This is a genomic window from Actinoplanes sp. TBRC 11911 (assembly GCF_012933445.1).
GTDB lineage: Bacteria > Actinomycetota > Actinomycetes > Mycobacteriales > Micromonosporaceae > Actinoplanes.
Genome location: NZ_JABBNC010000006.1, coordinates 102,783 through 123,400 on the forward strand (window position 1 = coordinate 102,783; position 20,618 = coordinate 123,400).

Genomic DNA, 20,618 nt, shown 5'->3' on the forward strand with positions numbered 1-20,618 from the left:
GTGTCGACGGTCACTGTGGTGGCACTCGGTGACGATACGGCGACGCGCGCCCAACATATAGATGGCGATGGAAAATACCCCTCGCCTAGTCTGCGGATCATGGACCGGTTGAGTGAGCAGCGGGAGTATTACCGGCAGCGGGCACCGGAGTATGACGAGTGGTGGCAGGCCCGGGGGCGGTACGCGAAATCCCCGTCGGAGGAGGCGAAGTGGTTCGCCGACGTCGACGAGGTGACGCGGGCGCTGGATTCGTTCGGGCCGGGCGGGGATGTGCTCGAGCTGGCCGCGGGTACGGGGTGGTGGACGGCGCGGCTGGCTCGGCAGGCCTCACGCGTGACCGCCGTCGATGCCGCTCCTGAGGCATTGGCGATCAACCGAGCGCGCACTTCTGGAAATGTCGTATATGTTCAGGCGGACCTTTTCGAGTGGGAGCCGCCCGCCGACGGGTTCGACGTCGTGTTCTTCGCCTATTGGCTGTCGCACGTCCCGGCCGATCGGCTCGCCGCGTTCCAGCGGAAGGTCAGCGCGGCGCTGCGTCCCGGCGGCCGGATCTTCCTGATCGACAGCTACCACCACGAGCGGCTCCCGGACGATCGCCAGCAGCGGGAGCTCAACGACGGGCGCCGCTTCGAGGTGGTCAAACGGTATTGGCAGCCAGCCGAGCTCCGGGCCTTACCCGGCTGGGACCTCACGGCGCATGTGACCGCGAACCGGCACATCATCTACGCGACGACGTAGCGACTCATCGCCAGTGGGGCTTGCGCTTCGCGACGAAAGCGCGGACGCCCTCCCGGCGGTCCTCCGAGAAAACCGTGGCGCGCCACGCGGAGTCCTCGATGTCGAGGCCCGCGGGCAGATCGACGTCGAGGCCGCGCCGCAGCGCGTTGCGGGCGTTCGCGACCGCGACCGGAGAGTTGGCGGCGATCCGCTCGGCCAGCTCGGTCGCCGCCGTTCGCGCGTCGCCGGCCGGGACGAGCCGGTCGACCAGGCCCAGCCGCAGCGCCTCGGCCGCCGGGACGTGCCGGCCGGTGAGGATCAGGTCGGCCGCGATGCCGTAACCGGCCCGGCGCGGCAACAGCTGTGTCCCGCCGCCGCCCGGCACGATGCCGACCGTCACCTCGGGGAGGCCGACCACGGCGGTCTCGTCGGCGACGATCAGGTCGCAGTTGAGCGCCAGCTCGAAGCCGCCGCCGAGCGCGTAGCCGTGCAGGGCCGCGACGGACGGCACCGGCATTTCCCGGATGGCGGTGAAGGCGCGCCGGAAGACGAGGCGCTGCGTCATGAACTCGGCGTCGGTGAGCGTGTGGCGCTCCTTGAGGTCCGCGCCCACGCAGAAGGCGTCCGGCGCGCTGGAGGTCAGGACGACCGCTCGGGCTCGGGTGGCGTCCACCGCGGCGGCCACCGTCGTCAGTTGCTCGGCCATCGCGGTGGAGATCGCGCGCCGGTTCAGCCGGATCTCGGCGATCGGCCCGTGGCCGGACAGTTCCACATCGGCGGGCTGGTCGCCCCTTCGCGCGTCGGCCATCCCGTCTCCTTGCGTCAAGTGATTTGCTGTCGTTATGAAAGCGATTCTTCTGCATGGGCCCGGCGACGTCCGGATGGAGGAGGTACCCGACCCCCGCGTCGAGCAACCCACCGATGCCGTCGTACGGGTGGTGCTGTCCTGCGTCTGTGGCAGCGACCTGCACCCGTACCACCGCAGGATGAACCCGGACGCGCCGCCTCGGCCGATCGGCCACGAGTTCCTCGGTGTGGTCGAGGATGTCGGCGCCGACGTCCGGCGCTTCCGTCGCGGTGACCTGGTCGTGGCCGCCGACACCTACTGCGACGGCACGTGTGACTTCTGCCGTGCCGGTCTGCACACGTCCTGCCGCAACGGTGGGTACTGGGCGGTGAAGGGTGTCGGCGGCGGTCAGGCCGAGGCGGTGCGGGTGCCGCAGGCCGACGGCACGCTGGTGAAGCTGCCCGTTCCGGAGGACTCGCCGCTGCTGCCGTCGCTGCTGGCGCTGGCCGACGTGTATCCGACCGGCTATCACGGCGCGTTACGGGCCGGGGTGACCGCGGGCAGCACGGTGACGGTGATCGGTGACGGCGCTGTCGGCCTGTTCGCGGTCGCCGCCGCGAAACGGATGGGCGCCGAGCGGATCATTCTCATGGGCCGGCACAAGTCGCGCACCGACCTGGGCCGCGAGTTCGGTGCCACGGATGTCGTCGCCGAGCGCGGACCCGAAGGCATCGCCAAAGTGCGGGAGCTGACCGACGGCTCCCCCTACGTGATCGAGGCGGTGGGCTTCGTCGAGGCGTACGAGCAAGCCTTGGGTGTGGTGCGCGACGGGGGCACGATCAGCCGGATCGGTGTGCCTCAATACGTTGACGGGCCGGTCGGCATGCCCCTGTATCGGCGCAACGTCACGCTGACCGGCGGGGTGGCGCCGGTCCGCGCCTACATGGAGCTGCTGCTGCCCGACGTCCTGTCCGGCGCGGTGCCGGCGGGCCGGGTCTTCGACGCGACGGTGGGCCTGGCCGGGGTGGCCGACGGCTATCGGGCGATGGACCGCCGCGAATCGCTGAAGGTGCTGATCCGCCCGTAGGCCGACTTGGAGTTGGATAAGTTCGAGCCGGCGCCTTTCGATGCGCGATTGGCGGCGGAGCTGGCCGAGTTCGACCACGCCGCGCGCCCAGAGAAGAAGCCGTGTTGACCTGGGGACTGATTGGGCAACCTGGGGCCTGACTGGGCAACTCGGCAGCCGCGGCCGACCTCGATGCGCAGCCTGGGTAGCCGCGGCCGACGCCGATGCGCAGCGTGGGTCGGTGCGGCCGCGGGGATCGCCATCGTCGCGCGACGATCTCCGCGGCGGGGCGCGTGTTTCCGCTTTGTGGGATATCGGAGCCACATCGTGGGCTTTTCGTGAACCTTGGAGAGTTGCGCCCACATACGAGCCATAACTCTCCAAGGTTCACATCTGGCCGGGAAAGCCCGCCGCGCGAAGGCCACATTGCCGGACAAAAGCTGCTCCACAATGGACGAGAATCCCGCATCGCGGACGCCGGGTCCAGGATGCGGTCGCCGGTCTCAGTACGCGGCCGCGAGTCCCACGATATGGAACCGCCGTGGGTCACTCGTTGAGCCGGAGCACCGGCGCGGCCATCGCAGCGGCCGGCTATCCATCCCGGTCACCGGAAATGTCGGATATGCGCGCCGCCCGGGGCATACGGCGTTTCTCCAGCCACTGCGCCGGCCTGTGGGGCCGGCGCAGTGGCTGCGCCGGCCTGTGGGGCGAGCACGTCGTGCAGCTCAGGGCGTTTCTGGCATGGCGGGCGGCGGTGCTGGACGTGGGCCTGATCTTCGTGATCGCGGAGCAGGTTCGTGCGCTCGTGCCCGCTCAGCGCTTGGCCGCGGCGCCGCGCCGCGCCGCGCCGGGATCGTCGCGGAAAGCCAGGCCGGCTGCGTCCAACGCCGCGCGCAGCCGGCCAAGGGCGTATGGCCCGACCCCGTGTAGTGCCTGCACCTCGGCGGCACTCAGCCCGGCCACCTGCTCGAGCCGGACCACGCCCTGCGCGGTCAGCGCGCGCGTCGCAGCTGCGCCGAGGTGGGGCAGCGGGATGCCCGGCTCCGGTGCCACCCTGCCGCGGGACGGGCGGGGGTGGCCCTCGTGGTCCAGCACGGCGGCGCCGCGCGGCGAGAGCCGATACCCGATGTCCAGCGATTCGGTCAGGCCGCGCTCCTTCAGCTTGCGGACGTTCTGCTTGAACGAGGGGGTGTCGCGGCCCATCCGCTGGGCGAGGTCGGGTGCCCGGGTGGCCGGCAGTTCGTCGATCAGCAGCAGCGTCGCCCGGGTCCACGTCCCGGTCGGCGAGGCGCGGTCGAGCCGGTCCAGCCAGGCGCCGATCGCGTCGATCTCCGCAGCGTCCGGGACCGACTCCCGCAACGCCTGCCGCGGATCGGCGCCGGCGTAGCGCAATCCGATCCGATACACCGGCCGCTCGGGGTGCAGACCATCCAACTCCTGCCGGAGCGCCGCCAGCGAAGCCGCGCCGGCCCGCCGGGCGTCCGAGGCGGTCAGCGAGCTCACCGGCACGCGGTCGACGGACATGACCTCGACCAGTCCCACCGCGGTGCGCATCCGGGTACCGACCCGGACCCGAGGCCGTTCCCACCGGCGAAACGCCACGTCGACATCGCCGGCCCGGATCGCCGCCAGTTCCGCTGGACGCATCTGCATGCCATCCAGTTCAACACAGGTCACGATCTCGTTGCCCGTCCAGCCACGGGAAGGGGCTTGAGACTCTTCGACATCGGCCGGTAGAAAATTTCTCGTACGGGATGTCGATAACGCCGCGCCCGATCGTCGTCACGATGGAAGCGGCCGATCGGCGGCTACTCGACGTGAGGGAGACCATCATGCGTTACCTGTTGCTGATCTACAGCGAGGAACCCACCGCCGCGCCCGACCCGGCCGAGGCCGAGCAGGTGATGAACGAGTACTGGGCGTACAGCAACGCGATCAACGAGGCCAAGGCCAGCACGGGTGGAGAGGCTCTGCAGGACAGCAAGACGGCCACCACCGTCCGGGTCAAGGACGGCGAGCGCGTGGTCACCGACGGGCCGTTCGCCGAGACCCGGGAGGTCCTCGGCGGCTACTACCTGATCGACGTGCCCGACCTGGACGCGGCGATCGACTGGGCGGCGAAGTGCCCGGGCGCGAAATACGGATCGGTCGAAGTACGGCCGATCATGGAGTTCGACAGCGCGTCATGAGGGTGGAGGTCACCGATGGGTACGGCGGCGGACTCGGTCGAAGCGGTCTTCCGCGAGGAGTGGGGGCGTCTGCTGGCCTCGCTCGTGCGTACCCTCGGTGACCTCGACCTGGCCGAGGAGGTCGCCGCGGACGCCGTGGCCACGGCGTTGCAGCGGTGGCCGCGCGACGGGGTGCCCAACCGCCCGGCGGCGTGGCTGCTGACCACGGCCCGCCACCGGGCGGTCGATCTGCTGCGCCGGGACAAGGTGCTGGCGGCGAAGCTGGCCCTGCTGCAGGTGGAAGCCGACCGGTACGAGCCGCCACCGCCGGAGCCCGACCCGGGCTGGGCCGACCCGGACGACCAGCCGGACGAACGGCTGTACCTCTTCTTCACCTGCTGCCACCCGTCGCTGGCGCTGGAGGCGCAGACCGCGCTCACTCTGAACTGCCTCGGTGGCCTCACCACGCCGGAGGTCGCCCGCGCGTTCCTCACCCCGAACGCCACGATGGCGCAGCGACTGGTGCGGGCGAAACGCAAGATCCGCGAGGCGCGGATCCCGTTCCGGGTGCCCCGCGCCCACGAGCTGCCGGTACGGCTGCCGGCCGTGCTCCGGGTGATTTATCTGATCTTCACCGAGGGGTACGCCGCGACCAGCGGCCCCGCACTGATGCGCCCCGACCTGGCCGACGAGGCGATGCGGCTGGCCCGGATCCTGCGCCGCCTCATGCCCCGGCAGCGGGAGGTGGCCGGCCTGCTCGCCCTGATGCTGCTCATCGACGCCCGCCGCGCCGCGCGGGTGGACGTCCGCGGCGACCTGGTGCTGCTCGACGACCAGGACCGCTCCCTCTGGGACGCCGGCAAGATCGAGGAGGGGCGTCGCCTCGTGATCGACGCGCTGACCGGTGGCCCACCCGGCCCGTACGCCCTGCAGGCCGCCATCGCGGCCGTGCACGACGAGGCGGCAAACGTCGCGACCACCGACTGGCCACAGATCGTCGCCCTGTACGACGTCCTCCGCACCGTGGCACCCTCGCCGCTGGTCGAGCTGAACCGGGCGGTGGCGGTCGCGGTGGCCGACGGACCCGCGGCCGGGCTGGAGCTCCTGGACGCCTTGACCGCGGACCGGCGGCTGGCCGGATACCACCTGCTTCCCGCGGCTCGCGGCGACCTGCTTCGCCGGCTGGGCCGGACGGCGGAGGCGGCGGACGCGTACCGGCAGGCGCTCGACCTCGCCGGCAACGGCCCGGAGCGAGCGTTCCTGCAACGCCGCCTGCGCGAGACCGCCACGAAATGGGACCCCCAGTAGGTTGCCAGGCCCGCGGTCCGGGCACCCGCCGGGAGTGTGGGGAATTACGCCCTCTGGACGGCCGGTCTCCCTGCCCAACCGCCCTAGCTGGGCAGGGAGGTGGGCGAGCGGCGCCGGGCACGCGCCCTTGCCGAGGATCATCCCGGTATCTGGGAGGCGCGGGTCGTCGAATCAGGGATTGCGGTGTTCGCTTTTGATTATGAAAGCAACCATCTTGCGCGGTGCCGGGGACATCCGGGTGGAGGACGTGCCGGATGCGGCGGTCGAGGAGCCCGGGGATGTCGTCGTGCGCGTCCTGCAGTCCGGGATCTGTGGCAGCGACCTGCACCGGTACCGCCGGGGCGCGGACAACGCGCCGGAAGCACTCGGGCACGAGTTCATCGGGGTCGTCGAGGAGGTCGGGGCGGCGGTCGGCAGCCTCAAACGCGGTGACCTCGTCGTCTCGCCCTGGGCGTTCTCGGACGGGACGTGTGACCTCTGCCGGGACGGGCGGTTCAACAACTGCCGGCACGGTGGGTCGTTCTCGTACGCGATCCCGGGTGCGCAGGCCGAGGCCGTACGGGTGCCGCTGGCCGACAGCACGCTGATCAAGCTGCCGGTGGCGGCCGACTCGGTGCTGATGCCGTCGCTGCTCTCGCTCACCGACGTGTACGCGACGGGGCATCACGGGGCGGTGCGGGCCGGCGTGAACCCGCGGACCACGGTGACGGTGATCGGGGACGGCGCGGTCGGGCTCTCGGCCGTGCTGGCGTCGAGGCGGCTCGGGGCCGAGCGGATCATCCTGATGGGGCGGCACAAGGAGCGGACCGACCTGGGCCGCGAGTTCGGGGCCACCGACGTCGTGGCCGAGCGGGGCGACGAGGGTGTCGAGAAGGTGCGTGAGCTGACCGGCGGTGACGGCACCCATCGCGTGATCGAGGCGGTCGGCTTCCGGGAGGCGATCGAGCAGGCGATGGGCGTCGTACGGACCGGCGGCGTGATCAGCAGCATCGGCGTCCCGCAATACGGGGAGGCGCCGACGGGCGTGCCGTTCTACCGTCGCGGGCTCACGCTCACCGGCGGGTCGGCGCCCGTACGCGCGTACATCGAAGAGCTGATGCCGGACATCCTGGACGGCACCGTCGAGCCCGGCCGCGTCTTCGACCTGGCGATCGGGCTGGCCGACGTGCCGGAGGGGTATCGCGCGATGACCGAACGCGAGGCGATCAAGGCGCGTATCACCCCTTGAGAAGACGCGCCGAGGTGCATGGGGGCTCGGGGACGCGTACGGGGAATGCCTGGGGGTGGGGGTGGACCCGGGCGTACGGGGAACGTTGACCCGTGGGGGGATCGCCGAGGCGTACGGGGAAAGGGGCCGGCGCATGATCGCGCCGGCCCCTCATCTCGAGGTTGGTCAGCAGGTGGGCTCGCCGGACTGGGCCGGCACGCTCACCGCGGTCCAGGCGGCCTTGGTCGAGTTGAACAGGGTGCAGTTGCCGGGGGTCAGGTTCTTCGCGGCCTGCAGCGTCCACACGCGGTAGCGCAGGTACGAGGAGCTCGACGTCTTCATCAGCATCGCGTTGTACATGATCTTGATGGCGTTCTGGATGCCGACGCCCGTCACCGTGGAGCCGTTGCAGGTCGGGCTGGCCGGGCTCGCGCCGGTGCCCTGCGACAGCAGGTAGAACCAGTGGTTGCCGGGGCCGGCCGCGGCGTGCACCTCGGAGCCCGGGACGCTGCTCGAGTAGCAGTTGGCGTCGCCGGCCAGCGACGGGTTGTACATGTAGCGGATGGGGCCGGAGCCGACCAGGTTGACCTCTTCGCCGACCTGGAAGTCGGCCGGGTCGTTCGGGTTCGCCGCGAACGCCTCGGTGGCCGCGCCGAACGTGTCGGCGACGAACTCCTGGGTGCCGCCGCGCGAGATCCGGCCCGGGGTGGTGTCGTCGATGCCGTGGCCCAGCTCGTGGCCGACGACGTCGAGCGACGAGATCCAGCGACCGGCGGTGTTGTGGCCGATCTGGACCTGGGTGCCGTCGTAGTACGCGTTCTCGTCGTTGAGGCCGACGCGCAACGGCCACGCGCCGTTGTTGCCGTTCTGTCCGTTGCGGCCCAGCCACGAGGACAGCATCGACTTCTGCTTCTGCGCCACGTAGAGCGCGTCGACGCAGCCGGTCTCCTTGTTGGTCGCGACGCCGTTGCCCCACACGTTGTCCGAACCGCTGAACACCACGCGGGTGGAGGCGTCCTGGCAGCTCAGGTTCGTGGTGGCCGGGTCACGCATGGAGAACGTCGAGCCGGACTGGGTGGTGTTCAGCGACACCGAGCCGTTGATCCAGCCGGTCCCGGTGCCGGTGACGTCGGTGACGTGCTCGTACGTGCTCAGCACCTGGCCGGAGGTCGCGTCCACGTCGACGGTCAGCCGGCTCGGGCCTTCGGCGCCGACACCGTTGAGGGTGGACTCCCACGCCAGGGTGGCCGCCTTGCCCTCGTCGGCGACCACGACCAGTTTCGTGGACTCGACGCCGGACACCGACTTGAGCTGCTTCTTCGCGGTCGCGACGGCGGCGCTGTCGGAGATCGCCGGCGCGGTCGACAGCTCGCCGATCGAGCTGCTCTGCGCCACCGAGGTGAACGTCGTCTTGCCGGCCGCGTCGGTGACGACCACGAGGTCGCCGCCGATCACCGGAAGACCCTTGTACGTACGCTCGTACGAGACGTAGTTGTGGCCGGCGGACTTGTAGACGGCGCGCTGGTGGAACGTGTCGTGGCTGGTCGCGTGGAGCGCCTGGGGCCGGCTGGCGACGAGGGCGTCGGCCGTGGCCACGCCGTCCGCGGCGGGTTGCGCCGACGGTCCGGCGGGCTGGGCGATCGCGGGCCCGGAGGTCAACGCCGCGACGGCCGCGACCGCGGTCCCGACGGCGATGAGCATGGGGGTTCTTCGGGACATCTCGCGTACTCCTTTCCCGCCCGCGGGGGTAGTCGGGCGGGGCTCGACATCCGGCGCGGCCGTCAAGCCGGCACCGTCTGGTTATCGAGGGAGACGCTATCTACGAGGGTCTATGTTTTGAAATAGGGAAAACCCTCGCAGTTTGCGGATTGTCAACCTGGGAATCACCCTCCGTATGACAACCTCCCAGCTCAGGCTGCACTCGCGACCGTGGTGGGGGCTCGCGGGTTTCGCCGCTGCCGTGTTCGCCGCCGCGGCCATCGGCGCGCTCGGGGTCGCCGGGACCGCCGCCGAGTACGAGTCGCTGCGCCGGCCGGGGTGGGCGCCACCGTCCGCGCTGTTCGGTCCGGCCTGGACCATCCTGTACGCGATGATCGCGCTCGCCGGCTGGCTGGCGTGGCGCCGTGCGGGTTTCACCGGGCCGTTGTGGACGTACGCGGCGCAGCTCGTGCTGAACGCCGCGTGGACGCCGTTGTTCTTCGGGTTCGGTCGCTACGGTCTCGCGTTCGCGGACATCGCCCTGCTCTGGGTGCTGATCGCCGCCACCGTGGCGGGGTTCTGGCGGGTGCGCCGGGTGGCGGCGTGGCTGCTGGTGCCGTATTGGCTCTGGGTCTCGTACGCCGCCGCCCTGAACCTGGCCATCTGGCTATTGAACCGGGGCTGACTCCCCCGGGATCAGTCCCGCCTCGGTCGCGGCGGCGAGTGCCCGCGTCAGGGCGACCCGCTCCGGCACGCCGAGCTTCTCGGCCAGCGCGGCCACGTCGGAGAACTCGGGCATGGCCTGGACGATGACGCCGTTCGCGTGGCCGATCTTGACGGCGACGGTCACGCCGCCGACGGTGACCGGAACGAACGTTCGTTTTAGAGTGGTCTTGCGCCGCGCCGCTTCGCGCACCCCCAGCGTGCTCGTCTCCTGGAAGATCGCGTCCCGTACGGCCGGGACCGCCGCCGGATCGCAGAGCACCGTCAGCGTGTGCGCGGGCCGGCCCTTTTTCATCAGGATCGGCACCAGCCACGCGTCGGCGGCACCGGCCCGCAGCAGGCTCGCCAGGACACCGGGCCACAGACGCGGATCGAGATCGTCGACATTGGCCTCGAGCAGCACGGCGTCCTCCTGGCGGCCGTGGTCCGCTTCGGCCGCGCCGAGCACCACGCGCACCACGTTGGGCCGGTCCGGATTGTCCCGGGTGCCCGCTCCGGTGCCCGCGGTGTCGATCGTCATCGACGGCAACGACTCGCAACGCGACGCCAGGGTCCGGATCAGGGCCATCCCGGTCGGGGTGGCGAGCTCCCCCGGCCCGCCGCCGCTGACCTGCCAGCCGCGGGCCAGCTCGGTCACCGCCGGCACCGGAACCGGCAGGCGCCCGTGGGCCGTCCGCGCCGTGCCCGACCCGAGCGCCACCGCACTGGCCGAGACGCTGCCGACGCCGAGCGCGTCGAGCGCCGCCGCGACGCCCACCACGTCGGCGATCGAGTCGAGCGCCCCGACCTCGTGGAAATGCACGTCTTCCTCGGCGACCCCGTGCACGGCCGCCTCGGCCCGCGCCAGCCGCGCGAACACCTCCCCGGCCCGCCCGGTCACGACCGCCCGGATGGACCGCCACGTGCGGTGCGGCGGGTCGTCGACCAGCGGAACCACGTCGGCCTTGAGGGCTCGCAGGCCGGCCCGCGACACCTCGCGCACGTCGATCCGCACCGAGCCGGGGATGGTCGCGTCGACGGCCGTTTGTATCGCGTCGAGGGGGGCTCCGGCGTCGATCAGCGCTCCGAGCAGCATGTCCCCCGCGATCCCGGCGGACGCGTCGATCCAGAGGTGCCGCCCGCTCATCGCCGGACCGCGGCGATCTGGGCGGCCAGGTGTCCCGCGCCGTACCCGTTGTCGATGTTGACCACCGCGACCCCGGGCGCGCAGGCGTTCAGCATCGCCAGCAGCGCCGCGATCCCGCCGAACGCGGCCCCGTAACCGACCGACGTCGGCAGCGCCACCACCGGCACCGACACCAGCCCGGCCACCACGCTCGGCAACGCGCCGTCCATGCCCGCCGCCACCACGATCGCGTCGGCCGCGCGCAGGTCGTCGAGCCGTCCCAGGATGCGGTGCAGCCCGGCCACCCCGACGTCGGCGACCATCTTCGTCCGACGGCCCAGAAAACGCGCGGTCAGCAGGGCCTCGGCCGCGACCGGGGTGTCCGACGTGCCCGCGGCGACGACCAGGACCGTTCCGCCGGTCGGCGGGGGTGGCGCTGGTGGCCAGGCCAGCAACCGCGCCTCGGAGAAGTAGTGCGCGTCGGGCAACGCGCGTAGCACCTCCGCCGCGTGGTCCTCGCCGGCTCGGGTGAACAGCGTGGTGACGTCCGGTCGCGCACCGACGGCCGCCGCGATCCCGGCGACCTGCTCCGGGGTCTTGCCCTCGCAGTAGACGGCCTCCGGGTAGCCCCGGCGGGCCGCCCGGCCGAGATCCAGATCGGCGTACGAGTCGAGCTCAGACATCGGCCGCCGCCGTCACCAGGGGAAGCGTGAACGCTCCCGACTGCACCCCGGCCACGTCCACCGCCGCGAAGCGGAACCCGGCCCCGACCACCGCGGCGTGCACTCGCGCGCGCAGCGGATCGGTCACGGCGCGGACGAGATCGGCGGCCGGCAGCTCGATGCGGGCGATCTCGCCGTGATGGCGGACCCGCAGGTCGCCGAAACCGAGCCGGCGCAGTGCCGCCTCGGCCTTCTCGATCTGCTCCAGCTTCGCCGGGGTGACCTCGGCGAAGTGCGGGATCCGCGAGGCCAGGCAGGGCGCCGCCGGCTTGTCGGCACTCGGCAGCGCGAACGCCCGCGCCACCCGCCGCACGTCCGCCTTGGACAGCCCCAGATCGGCGAGCGGGCGCAACACGCGATGCTGGGTGGCCGCGCGACTGCCCGGACGGTCCGGGCGGCGGGCGTCGTCGGCGTTCTCCCCGTACGCCACCGCGTCCAGCCCGTGCGCCGCCACCACCGCGTCGTCGATCCGGGTGAACAACTCGTCCTTGCAGTAGAAGCACCGGTCCGGCCCGTTGGCCCGATACTCCGGCCGGTCGCCCTCGCGGGTCTCGATCTCCACCACCGGCACGCCCACGAACCGCGCGACCCCGTAGGCGGCGAGCCGCTCGTCCGACGCGAGGCTGGGCGAGACGCCCATGATCGCGACCACCCGGTGCGTGCCGAGCGTGCGGGCCGCCAGCGCGAGCAGCACCGACGAGTCGACGCCGCCGGAGAACGCCACCCCGAGGCGGTCCACCCCGGTCAGGGCCGAGGCGACGCGGCCCAGCACCTCGTCGGCGAAAGCGTCGCTCACCGCAGCCCCTCCCGCAGCCGGAACAGGACCTCGCCGGCGTCCGGCACCACGAACGTCGACGGATCGTCGGCGATCGCGGCGACCTCGGCCGGATCCAGGTAGTCCAGGTTGGCCCGGCGCACGACCGGCTCCGGAATCCCGGTGGCCAGCGTCACCGTCACCCGATCCTGCTCGCCGCCGACCAGGTCGAACGTGCCGGCCCCGCGGAGGTGGGTGGAGTGCGCGAGCACGCCCCAGTGATAGTCGCGGAACTTGTCCCACTGTTTGAGGAAGTAGTCGCGGCAGTGGTAGCCGATCTGGTCGATCTCCGGGTGCATCGCCGAGATGGTGGTGATGTGCGGGGCGTACAGGATGACCTGCCCGCCGTCCGCGACGATCGGCTCGACCTTGTAGAACCCCTTCGCGCCGGTCCACATGTCGTCGTACTTCTCCGGAATGATCGACAGCACCCTGTTGACCGGGGCGTCCAGATATTCGACGTGGGTCTGCGCGGAGATGTCCGAGGCCGCGGCCCACGCCTCCTCCGGCGTGCCGAACGCCGCCGCGTGCAGCGCGCCCGACCCCGACTCGACCACCAGGCACAACGCCAGCCGGCGGCTCGGGATCATCGCGGCGGCCTGGTCGATCAGGGCTCGCACCGGGGTGATGCCCCGGGTGCCGATGATCTGCGCGCTGGTGATGAGGGCGCCGAGCCAATGCGAGAAGTCGATGATCCCCTGGCCGGCCACCCCGGGCACGAAATACTTGTTGCCGCCGGAGAAGCCGACCACCTCGTGCGGGAACACCGGGCCGATCACCAGGCACACGTCGTGCTCCACGACGGCCCGGTTGATGACGACGTCGACGTCCTCCTTCATCCGGCCCTCGGACAGCTCGGCCACCCGGTCGGCGCCGATCGTGCCGATCGACACGAGCTCCTCCGGGCGCCACCACTCGTGGTTACGCACGGTAAATCCGGGATAGGGGCCGCCGAGGTGTTTCGCCAGGTGGGCGTCGTCCATCGGGGCGTGCGTGCCGAGCGCGACCATCACCGTCACGGCCGCGGCCCGCCCGTGCAGCGCCTCGTGGACGGCGGACAGCAGCAGTGGCAACGGCGAGCTGCGGGTGGCGTCCGGCACGATCACCAGGACCGAGCGCCCGTCCAGGTCGGCCGACGCGAGCCGGTCCACCACGAAATCTCGCACCGAAGCGTCGCCCAGCGTGTCGCCCGGCCCGCCGATCAGATCCGTCATGCCTCGACCCTCCGTCCGTTCACCTGCGTGCGGCAAGTCTGACCCACCGCGACGCCGGCCCGCGGGCGGCCTGTGGACGAAGGGCCCGCTGTGGAAAGCGAGCGGACGTGACGCGGACCGTGGTATCCCGTAATTACGGCCCACCCCGCGTCGGTGACTGGGGTGGGACAACCAGGGCGCGCCGCAGCATAGACTGCCGCCGTGCGTGAAGTCGTCGACGGCGTTTTCGAGCTGAACCTCGGATTTGTCCACGTTCATCTGGTGATCACCGACGAGGGTGTGGTGCTGGTCGACACCGGGCTGCCCGGCCGATCGGCGCGGATCGACAAGGCCCTGGCCGAGATCCGCAAGACCGTCGGCGACGTAACGACCGTGCTGCTCACGCACCACCATCCCGACCACATCGGCAACGTGGCCGACCTGCGCCGCCGCTCCGGCGCCCGGGTGTTCGCGCACGCCGCCGACGCCCCGGTGATCACCGGGGCGATCGAGCGCGTCGCGCCGAACCGCCTGGTCAAGCTCGTGCTCAAGGACCCCGAGCCGACCAAGATCGATCAGCTGATCACGGGCGACGAGTCGGAGCCGATCACCGGCTTCACCGCCCTGCACACGCCCGGGCACACTCGGGGTCACGTGTCCTATCTGCTCGACCGGGCCGGCGGCATCCTGTTCACCGGGGACGCCGCCACCGGCGCCCGGGGCGGCAAGGTGGCCGCCGCCCCGCGGATGTCGTCCGTCGATCCCGCCGAGGAGAACCGCAGCATCGCGAAGATCGCCACCTTCACTTTCGAGCACGCCGTCTTCGGTCACGGCCGTGCGATCAGCGGCGGCGCGGTGCAGCGTTTCCGGGAGTACGCCTCGGCGAAGGCGCGGTGACCGTCAGACCGGACGGTTGTACTCGTGGAAGCCGGCGACCTTGCCGTCCTGCACGATGATGTGGATGCAGTGATACGCCTCGTAGGGCTCACCACCGACGGTGCCCTTCGCGCGGTCCTCGAAGATCATGCGGTCCGCTGCGACGGTCTGGCCGATGATCTCGACCTCGCCGAGCTGAGCCACCCCGGCGGTGAAGTTGCTGAAGAACTCGACGGCCTTCGCCCGGCCCTCGGCGCCGGTGAAACGACCGGTGGCGGGGGCCGGCAGGATCACGTCGGCCTCGGGGCCGAAAAGCTCGAAGAAGCCGTCCCACTGACCGGTTTCGAAACTCTGGGTGAGGGCCTCGTACGCCTTGCGCGCAACCGCCTCGACACTCTCGCTCAAGAGATTCCCCTTTTTCTGTTCGCTACGTCCGGACATCGCGTCCGGAAATAAGCTACAGCCTGTCCGGGCGCAGCGGAGTGTGACGCTCGTTGCGCCCGGCAAGGGCCCTATGATCTGGGCATGGCTTCGACCACCCGGCGGCGCTCCGCGCAGGTTGGCCGCCCGACCACGGCCGAGGCCGGCATCCTGGCCGCGACCCGGCGGCTGCTGGTGAACGGGGCCAGCTTCACCGAGATGGGCGTGCAGGAGATCTGCGCCGAGGCCGGCGTGGCCCGTTCGACGTTCTACAGCCACTTCCGCGACAAGATCGACCTGATCCTGCGGCTGACCACCGACCTCACCGGCTCGGCGTTCGAGACCACCACGGCGTGGGAGCCGGCCGACGGACTCGACCGTCTCGCCGAGACCTTCGAGAACGTTCTACGGATCTATCGCGACCAGGCCCCGCTACGCCGTGCGATCACCGAGGTCGCCACCTACGACGTGTCCGTACGGGAAGTCTGGGCGAACGAGCTCAAGCAGTTCACCGACCGCACGATCGAGATGATCCGGACCGAGCAGAAGGCGGGCCGCGCGCCCGCCACCATCGACGCGGTGGCGGTGACCCGGGTGGTCGTGGTCGGCGGCGAACAGGCCATCGTGGACCAGGCCACCGCCGGGGATCCGGCCGACGACGCCGTTTTCGCCCGCGAACTGGCCGAGACCTGGTGGTACGGCGTCTTCCGCCGTCCTCCCGGCTAGACAGACCGTCGTCGATCGCCGTACACATTGGTACCGCATGGTTACCGCATGTCGCACTATGTGGACGGAATCGCCGCCAGCCCGTGGGTCTTCGCCGTGGTGTTCCTGGTCGCGGGCCTCGACGCGCTGCTGCCGTTCATGCCCAGCGAGACGACCGTGGTGGCGTGCGGGGTGGCCGCGGCCGGCACCGGCCGGCCGCAGGTGGCGTTGCTGCTGCTGGTGGCCGCCGCCGGCGCGTTCGCCGGTGACTGGTTGTCGTTCCGGGTGGGCCGCAGCGGCGCGAAGGCGGTGGCGAGCAACCGCCGGGCGCTCGCCCTGCACAGCCGGGTCCACCGCCTCCTGCACAGCCGCGGCGGGCTGGTTATCGTCTTCGCGCGCTACCTGCCCGGCGGCCGCTCGACGACGGCGCTCGCGGCCGGTGTCGTCGGCTATCCCGCGGTGCGGTTCGCCTGGTACACCGCGGGCGGTGTGCTGGTGTGGGCCGCCCAGGCGTCTCTGCTCGGCTATCTGGGCGGTGCCGCCTTCGCCGACCGGCCCCTGCTCGGGCTGCTGCTGGCCGGTTCGATCGCGGCGTCCGTCACCGGCGCCGGGTTCCTCGTCCAGCGCCGGCTGGGCAGAAAAGCCCCGGTGACTCAGGTCACAAAATAGACAATTTCCCAGCGTACGGACTCCGTATGCGCACACCGGGACGCCCACTGTTCGAGAAAATGTCGGAGGGTGCTCGTAATGTGCCGGGACGTAATCGGAAACCGGAGGTCACCCGATGACAACCCTCGATCGCGACGCGGCGACGGCCACCCGCCGGGCGCTGCGCTCCCAGGAGGAAGTGGAGGCGCACATCCGCGCCATCTGCTTCAAGACCGGCCCGCCCGCCCGCATCGGCGCCGAGCTCGAATGGACCTTGCACCACACCGCGGCGCCCCGGGCGCCGCTCGACGCCGGAACCCTCCGGCACGCACTGGGCCGGCACACCCCGGCCACCCTCGATCCGCCGGACCCGCCGCAGCCACTGCCCGCCGGTGGCGTGCTCACCGTCGAACCGGGCGGCCAGATCGAGATCTCCTCGGCCCCCGCGGTCTCGTTGACCGCGTTGCACCGGGCCGTCAGCACCGACCTCGCCCATCTCACCGGGCTGCTCGACGCAGCCGGTCTCACGCTGGGCGAGCAGGGCATCGACCAGCACCGTCCGCCGCACCGCATCCTGCACACGCCGCGATACACGGCGATGGAGCGGTCCTTCGACGCCCGCGGCCGGCACGGCCGCACCATGATGTGCAGCACCGCCGGCCTGCAGGTCTGCCTCGACGCGGGTCCGGCCGCCGAGCTGCCCGAGCGCTGGGCGGCGGTGCTGGCGCTGGGACCGCCGCTGATCGCCCTGTTCGCCAACTCGGCCCGCGACGGCCTCGCCTCCGCGCGGATGGCCGCGTGGTGGGGCATGGACCCGCGGCTCACCCACCCGCCGATCGGTCCGCCAAGCGATCCGGCCGCCGGTTGGGTGCGGTTCGCGCTCGACGCCCCCGTCCTCTGCGTCCGGCGCGACGGCGAGGCGTGGGATCCGCCGCCCGGGCTGACCCTGCGCGACTGGGTGCGCGGCGCGCTGCCGTTCCCGCCCACCGCCGACGACGTCGGCTACCACCTGAGCCTTCTCTTCCCGCCGGTACGCCCGCGCGGCTACCTGGAGGTCCGCTACCTCGACGCGCAGCGCGGTCAGGACTGGTTCGTCCCGGTCGCGATGCTCAGCGCGCTGCTCCTCGACGCGGCGACCACCGCGGCCGCCCTGGAGCTGACCGCCCCGGTGGCGGACCGCTGGGCGGTGGCGTGGCGCCGCGGTCTCGCCGACCGCCGCCTGCACCGGGCCGCTACCGCCCTGGCCGGGCTCACCGCCGCGCGCCTCGGCCGCACCGGCTTATCGCCCGCCCTGCACGACCACGTCCTCGACACCATCCACCGGCGCCTGCGCGACGACCCCGAGGAGCACCGATGAGCTACGAGACCGACCGTCTGCGCGACCGGGTCGCCGTCGAGCTGGAACGCGCGCGGGACCGCACCGTCACGCTGACCGAGGCGGTGGACGACGGCGACCTCGTCCGGCAGCATTCGCCGCTGATGTCGCCGCTGGTCTGGGACCTCGCGCACGTCGGCAACCAGGAGGAGCTCTGGCTGGTCCGCGACGTCGGCGGCCGCGAGCCGGTGCGCCGCGACATCGACGAGTTGTACGACGCGTTCCAGCACCCGCGCCGCGACCGTCCGGCGCTGCCGCTGCTCGGCCCGGCCGAGGCCCGGCGATACGTGTCGAGCGTGCGCGACAAGGTCCTCGACGTGCTCGACCGGATCAGCCTGGACGGCAGTCCCCTGGTCGAGCAGGGGTTCGCGTTCGGCATGATCGTGCAGCACGAGCAGCAGCACGACGAGACCATGCTGGCCACGCACCAGTTACGAGCCGGTGCACCCGCCCTGACTGCTCCCCCGCCGCCGTCCTCCGCCGGTGCGGTGGCCGGGTCGGTGCTGATCCCGGCCGGGCCGTTCACGATGGGCACCAGCACCGAGCCGTGGGCCCTCGACAACGAACGGCCCGCCCACCGCGTCGAGGTCGCGGCGTTCCACATCGACCGGGCGCCGGTCACCAACGGGCAGTACGCGGCGTTCATCGCCGATCGCGGATACGACGATCCGCGCTGGTGGTCCGCGGACGGCTGGGCGCATCGGCAGGCCGCCGGGCTGACCGCTCCCCAGCACTGGCAACGGGACGGGGACGGCTGGGCGGCCACCACGTTCGGCCGCACCGCGCGCGTGGTCGACGACGCTCCCGTGGTCCATGTCTGCTATTACGAGGCCGAAGCGTACGCGGCATGGGCCGGTAAACGGCTGCCCACCGAGGCGGAATGGGAGAAGGCGGCCCGTTTCGACGCGGCGACCGGGCGCTCGCGCCGCTACCCGTGGGGCGACGACGATCCGGCGGCGAACCACGCCAACCTCGGTCAGCGGCACCTGCAGCCCGCTCCGGTCGGCGCCTATCCGGCGGGAGCGACACCGGAGGGCGTACATCAGATGATCGGTGATGTCTGGGAGTGGACGTCGACCGATTTCCGGGGCTATCCGGGCTTCGTCGCGTTCCCGTACCGGGAGTATTCCGAGGTCTTCTTCGGCCCGGACTACAAGGTGCTCCGCGGCGGCTCGTTCGGCACCGACGCGTCGGCGTGTCGGGGCACGTTCCGCAACTGGGACTACCCGATCCGCCGGCAGATCTTCAGCGGCTTCCGCTGCGCGCGGGATGCCTGATGTGCCGTCATCTGGCCTATCTGGGGCCGCCGATCCCGTTGTCCCGGCTGCTTTTCGAGCCGGCGCACTCGCTGTGCCACCAGTCGTGGGCGCCGCGGGACATGCGCGGCGGCGGCACCATCAACGCGGACGGTTTCGGCGCCGGCTGGTTCACCCCGGCCGGCCCGGTCCGCTACCGGCGCGACACTCCGATGTGGAGCGACACGACGCTGCCCGCGCTGGCCGCGTCGGTCACGGCCGGTGCGGTGCTGGCGGCGGTACGCTCCGCCACCGCCGGCATGCCGGTGACCGAGTCGGCCGCCGCACCGTTCGGCGCCGGCCCGTGGCTGTTCAGCCACAACGGCCAAGTGGTCGGCTGGCCGCGCTCGATCGCGAAACTGGCCGCCGCGCTGCCCGTCGAAGACTTGCTGGTGCTGGAGGCGCCGACCGACTCGGCGCTGCTCTGGGCGCTGGTCCACGACCAGCTCCGGACCGGCGTGCCCGCGGCCTCCGCGGTCGCGAACGTGCTCGCCTCGGTGTCGCTGGTCGCCCCCGAGTCGCGGCTGAACCTGCTGCTCACCGACGGCTCGACGGTGGTCGCCACGACCGCGGGCCATTCGCTGTCGGTGCGCCGCAGCGACGATTTCGTGCTGATCGCCTCCGAACCACTCGACGACGACCCGGCCTGGCGGCAGGTCCCCGACCGCACGCTGCTCGTCGCCGACTCCGAGAAGCTCACCCTGACCCCGTTGGGAGAAACATGAACCTCGAGGTCCATCTGGACGCCGACGAACTGGCCCGCACGCTGCGGGCCGACGTGACCACCGGGCTCACCGCGTCGCCGAAGTGGCTGCCGCCGAAGTGGTTCTACGACGAGCGCGGCAGCGAGCTCTTCGAGCAGATCACCGAGCTGCCGGAGTATTACCCGACCCGGTGCGAGCGGCAGATCCTCGCGGCGCACGCGGACGGCATCGCCCGGCACACGCACGCCCGGACTCTCATCGAGCTGGGCAGCGGCTACTCGACGAAGACGCGGCTGCTGCTGGAGGCGCTCACCGGCCTGGAGACGTTCGTGCCGATGGACGTCTCACCGTCCGCGCTGACCGACGCCGCCGTGCGGATCACCGCCGAATACCCGGGTCTGACGGTGCACAACATCGTCGGGGACATCACCCGCCACCTGAAATTCCTGCCGTCCGGCGGCGACCGGCTGATCGCGTTCCTGGGCGGCACGATCGGCAACTTCGACCCGGCCGAGCGGGCGGCTTTCTTCGCCGACGTCCGGGCGGTGCTGGGCGAGGGCGAGCACCTGCTGCTCGGCACCGACCTGGTGAAGTCACCGTCCGTGCTGGTGCCGGCCTACGACGACGCGGCCGGCGTGACGGCCGAGTTCAACCGGAATGTCCTGCACGTCCTCAACCGCAGCCTGGGCGCGGACTTCGACCCGGCGGCTTTCGAACACGTCGCCTTGTGGGACGCCGAGCACGAATGGATCGAAATGCGTCTCCGGGCCACCCGCGCCATGCGGGTCACGGTCGCGGACATCGGGCTGACGGCAGACTTCGCCGACGGGGAGGAGATGCGAACCGAGATCTCCGCCAAGTTCCGTCGCGAGGGCGTCCGGGCCGAGCTGGCCGAGGCGGGCTTCGAGCTGGATCACTGGTGGACGGACCCGGCCGGCATGTTCGCCGTCTCGCTGTCCCGGGCGATCTGAACCACCGGCACCCGAGCCGAAAGGAGAATCGCCGCCACCCGGGCTTTGCCAAGATCAGAAGAGCTGCGTAAGGTGCCCCGTCGTAAGCTCGCGACATTTCTGGTCAATATCGCCTC

21 protein-coding genes are annotated in these 20,618 nt (G+C 71.5%); 13 read left to right on the forward strand and 8 right to left on the reverse strand.

Annotated elements, in window-relative coordinates; all coding sequences use genetic code 11:
• The first annotated feature begins 99 nt into the window (after window positions 1–99).
• Window positions 100–738, forward strand: a complete 639-nt coding sequence (locus tag HH310_RS11330; protein WP_169175437.1) for a bifunctional 2-polyprenyl-6-hydroxyphenol methylase/3-demethylubiquinol 3-O-methyltransferase UbiG — start codon at window positions 100–102, stop codon at window positions 736–738.
• Window positions 739–742: 4 nt separating this feature from the next.
• Here HH310_RS11330 and HH310_RS11335 read toward each other — a convergent pair whose 3' ends face one another.
• Window positions 743–1,525: an enoyl-CoA hydratase/isomerase family protein gene (locus HH310_RS11335; RefSeq protein ID WP_169175438.1), complete on the reverse strand. Its 783-nt coding sequence runs from the start codon at window positions 1,523–1,525 to the stop codon at window positions 743–745.
• A gap of 34 nt (window positions 1,526–1,559) precedes the next feature.
• On the opposite strand from HH310_RS11335, the gene HH310_RS11340 reads away from it, so the two are divergent.
• Window positions 1,560–2,591, forward strand: a complete 1,032-nt coding sequence (locus tag HH310_RS11340; RefSeq protein ID WP_169175439.1) for an alcohol dehydrogenase catalytic domain-containing protein — start codon at window positions 1,560–1,562, stop codon at window positions 2,589–2,591.
• Window positions 2,592–3,383: 792 nt separating this feature from the next.
• Here the strand turns inward: HH310_RS11340 and HH310_RS11350 are convergent.
• A complete protein-coding gene (locus HH310_RS11350; protein WP_211192030.1) occupies window positions 3,384–4,223 on the reverse strand; it encodes a hypothetical protein in 840 nt (279 codons plus the stop codon).
• Window positions 4,224–4,402: 179 nt separating this feature from the next.
• On the opposite strand from HH310_RS11350, the gene HH310_RS11355 reads away from it, so the two are divergent.
• The 3 genes from HH310_RS11355 to HH310_RS11365 all read left to right on the forward strand — a co-directional run bounded on the left by HH310_RS11355 (window position 4,403) and on the right by HH310_RS11365 (window position 7,274).
• Complete coding sequence (locus HH310_RS11355; RefSeq protein ID WP_169175440.1) at window positions 4,403–4,759, forward strand: YciI family protein; 357 nt, start codon at window positions 4,403–4,405, stop codon at window positions 4,757–4,759.
• Window positions 4,760–4,774: 15 nt separating this feature from the next.
• Entirely contained in the window at window positions 4,775–6,046 is a 1,272-nt protein-coding gene (locus tag HH310_RS11360) for an RNA polymerase sigma factor (protein ID WP_169175441.1), read from the forward strand.
• Window positions 6,047–6,245: 199 nt separating this feature from the next.
• The gene (locus tag HH310_RS11365; RefSeq protein ID WP_169175442.1) at window positions 6,246–7,274 is read left to right on the forward strand and encodes an alcohol dehydrogenase catalytic domain-containing protein; all 1,029 of its coding nucleotides are present in this window, start codon (window positions 6,246–6,248) and stop codon (window positions 7,272–7,274) included.
• A gap of 165 nt (window positions 7,275–7,439) precedes the next feature.
• Here HH310_RS11365 and HH310_RS11370 read toward each other — a convergent pair whose 3' ends face one another.
• Window positions 7,440–8,972: a M4 family metallopeptidase gene (locus HH310_RS11370; RefSeq protein ID WP_169175443.1), complete on the reverse strand. Its 1,533-nt coding sequence runs from the start codon at window positions 8,970–8,972 to the stop codon at window positions 7,440–7,442.
• A gap of 175 nt (window positions 8,973–9,147) precedes the next feature.
• Between HH310_RS11370 and HH310_RS11375 the strand changes: the two genes are divergently transcribed.
• Window positions 9,148–9,636 carry a TspO/MBR family protein gene (locus HH310_RS11375; RefSeq protein WP_169175444.1) on the forward strand — a complete coding sequence of 163 codons (489 nt, stop codon included), beginning with the start codon at window positions 9,148–9,150 and terminating at the stop codon, window positions 9,634–9,636.
• On the opposite strand, the gene larC is transcribed toward HH310_RS11375, so the two are convergent.
• From larC to HH310_RS11395, 4 genes are read right to left on the reverse strand one after another with little or no spacing between them, the layout of a single operon-like run.
• A complete protein-coding gene (gene larC / locus HH310_RS11380) occupies window positions 9,619–10,800 on the reverse strand; it encodes a nickel pincer cofactor biosynthesis protein LarC (RefSeq protein WP_169175445.1) in 1,182 nt (393 codons plus the stop codon). The two genes, HH310_RS11375 and larC, sit on opposite strands and share 18 nt — an antisense overlap.
• The gene (gene larB, locus HH310_RS11385) at window positions 10,797–11,462 is read right to left on the reverse strand and encodes a nickel pincer cofactor biosynthesis protein LarB (RefSeq protein WP_169175446.1); all 666 of its coding nucleotides are present in this window, start codon (window positions 11,460–11,462) and stop codon (window positions 10,797–10,799) included. The genes larC and larB overlap by 4 nt, the downstream gene beginning before the upstream one ends.
• Complete coding sequence (gene larE / locus HH310_RS11390) at window positions 11,455–12,297, reverse strand: ATP-dependent sacrificial sulfur transferase LarE (RefSeq protein WP_169175447.1); 843 nt, start codon at window positions 12,295–12,297, stop codon at window positions 11,455–11,457. Before larE ends, larB begins: the two co-directional genes overlap by 8 nt.
• Entirely contained in the window at window positions 12,294–13,529 is a 1,236-nt protein-coding gene (locus tag HH310_RS11395; protein ID WP_169175448.1) for a lactate racemase domain-containing protein, read from the reverse strand. Before HH310_RS11395 ends, larE begins: the two co-directional genes overlap by 4 nt.
• Before the next feature lie 201 nt (window positions 13,530–13,730).
• Between HH310_RS11395 and HH310_RS11400 the strand changes: the two genes are divergently transcribed.
• Window positions 13,731–14,405, forward strand: a complete 675-nt coding sequence (locus tag HH310_RS11400; protein ID WP_169175449.1) for an MBL fold metallo-hydrolase — start codon at window positions 13,731–13,733, stop codon at window positions 14,403–14,405.
• Between the two features lie 3 nt (window positions 14,406–14,408).
• Here the strand turns inward: HH310_RS11400 and HH310_RS11405 are convergent, their stop codons facing one another.
• Window positions 14,409–14,789 (reverse strand): nuclear transport factor 2 family protein, encoded by a 381-nt coding sequence (locus HH310_RS11405; protein WP_169175450.1) that lies wholly within the window; start codon window positions 14,787–14,789, stop codon window positions 14,409–14,411.
• A 120-nt stretch (window positions 14,790–14,909) separates the two neighbouring features.
• Here HH310_RS11405 and HH310_RS11410 point away from each other — a divergent pair, with 120 nt between their 5' ends.
• From HH310_RS11410 to egtD, 6 genes are all read left to right on the forward strand, one after another.
• Complete coding sequence (locus HH310_RS11410) at window positions 14,910–15,530, forward strand: TetR/AcrR family transcriptional regulator (protein WP_169175451.1); 621 nt, start codon at window positions 14,910–14,912, stop codon at window positions 15,528–15,530.
• Between the two features lie 48 nt (window positions 15,531–15,578).
• Window positions 15,579–16,178: a DedA family protein gene (locus HH310_RS11415; RefSeq protein ID WP_169175452.1), complete on the forward strand. Its 600-nt coding sequence runs from the start codon at window positions 15,579–15,581 to the stop codon at window positions 16,176–16,178.
• 115 nt (window positions 16,179–16,293) lie between these two features.
• On the forward strand, window positions 16,294–17,514 hold the full coding sequence (locus HH310_RS11420) for a glutamate-cysteine ligase family protein (protein WP_169175453.1): 1,221 nt from the start codon (window positions 16,294–16,296) through the stop codon (window positions 17,512–17,514).
• On the forward strand, window positions 17,511–18,809 hold the full coding sequence (gene egtB / locus HH310_RS11425; protein ID WP_169175454.1) for an ergothioneine biosynthesis protein EgtB: 1,299 nt from the start codon (window positions 17,511–17,513) through the stop codon (window positions 18,807–18,809). Before HH310_RS11420 ends, egtB begins: the two co-directional genes overlap by 4 nt.
• Window positions 18,809–19,552, forward strand: a complete 744-nt coding sequence (gene egtC / locus HH310_RS11430; RefSeq protein WP_169175455.1) for an ergothioneine biosynthesis protein EgtC — start codon at window positions 18,809–18,811, stop codon at window positions 19,550–19,552. The genes egtB and egtC overlap by 1 nt, the downstream gene beginning before the upstream one ends.
• Entirely contained in the window at window positions 19,549–20,502 is a 954-nt protein-coding gene (egtD, locus tag HH310_RS11435) for an L-histidine N(alpha)-methyltransferase (protein ID WP_169175456.1), read from the forward strand. The genes egtC and egtD overlap by 4 nt, the downstream gene beginning before the upstream one ends.
• Window positions 20,503–20,618: the final 116 nt, after the last annotated feature.

Coding starts and splice junctions, on each gene's coding strand:
- HH310_RS11330 (WP_169175437.1), top strand. CDS start 100: ATGGACCGGTTGAGTGAGCAGCGGGAGTATTACCGGCAGCGGGCACCG.
- HH310_RS11335 (WP_169175438.1), bottom strand. CDS start 1,525: ATGGCCGACGCGCGAAGGGGCGACCAGCCCGCCGATGTGGAACTGTCC.
- HH310_RS11340 (WP_169175439.1), top strand. CDS start 1,560: ATGAAAGCGATTCTTCTGCATGGGCCCGGCGACGTCCGGATGGAGGAG.
- HH310_RS11350 (WP_211192030.1), bottom strand. CDS start 4,223: ATGCAGATGCGTCCAGCGGAACTGGCGGCGATCCGGGCCGGCGATGTC.
- HH310_RS11355 (WP_169175440.1), top strand. CDS start 4,403: ATGCGTTACCTGTTGCTGATCTACAGCGAGGAACCCACCGCCGCGCCC.
- HH310_RS11360 (WP_169175441.1), top strand. CDS start 4,775: ATGGGTACGGCGGCGGACTCGGTCGAAGCGGTCTTCCGCGAGGAGTGG.
- HH310_RS11365 (WP_169175442.1), top strand. CDS start 6,246: ATGAAAGCAACCATCTTGCGCGGTGCCGGGGACATCCGGGTGGAGGAC.
- HH310_RS11370 (WP_169175443.1), bottom strand. CDS start 8,972: ATGTCCCGAAGAACCCCCATGCTCATCGCCGTCGGGACCGCGGTCGCG.
- HH310_RS11375 (WP_169175444.1), top strand. CDS start 9,148: ATGACAACCTCCCAGCTCAGGCTGCACTCGCGACCGTGGTGGGGGCTC.
- larC (WP_169175445.1), bottom strand. CDS start 10,800: ATGAGCGGGCGGCACCTCTGGATCGACGCGTCCGCCGGGATCGCGGGG.
- larB (WP_169175446.1), bottom strand. CDS start 11,462: ATGTCTGAGCTCGACTCGTACGCCGATCTGGATCTCGGCCGGGCGGCC.
- HH310_RS11395 (WP_169175448.1), bottom strand. CDS start 13,529: ATGACGGATCTGATCGGCGGGCCGGGCGACACGCTGGGCGACGCTTCG.
- HH310_RS11410 (WP_169175451.1), top strand. CDS start 14,910: ATGGCTTCGACCACCCGGCGGCGCTCCGCGCAGGTTGGCCGCCCGACC.
- HH310_RS11415 (WP_169175452.1), top strand. CDS start 15,579: ATGTCGCACTATGTGGACGGAATCGCCGCCAGCCCGTGGGTCTTCGCC.
- HH310_RS11420 (WP_169175453.1), top strand. CDS start 16,294: ATGACAACCCTCGATCGCGACGCGGCGACGGCCACCCGCCGGGCGCTG.
- egtB (WP_169175454.1), top strand. CDS start 17,511: ATGAGCTACGAGACCGACCGTCTGCGCGACCGGGTCGCCGTCGAGCTG.
- egtC (WP_169175455.1), top strand. CDS start 18,809: ATGTGCCGTCATCTGGCCTATCTGGGGCCGCCGATCCCGTTGTCCCGG.
- egtD (WP_169175456.1), top strand. CDS start 19,549: ATGAACCTCGAGGTCCATCTGGACGCCGACGAACTGGCCCGCACGCTG.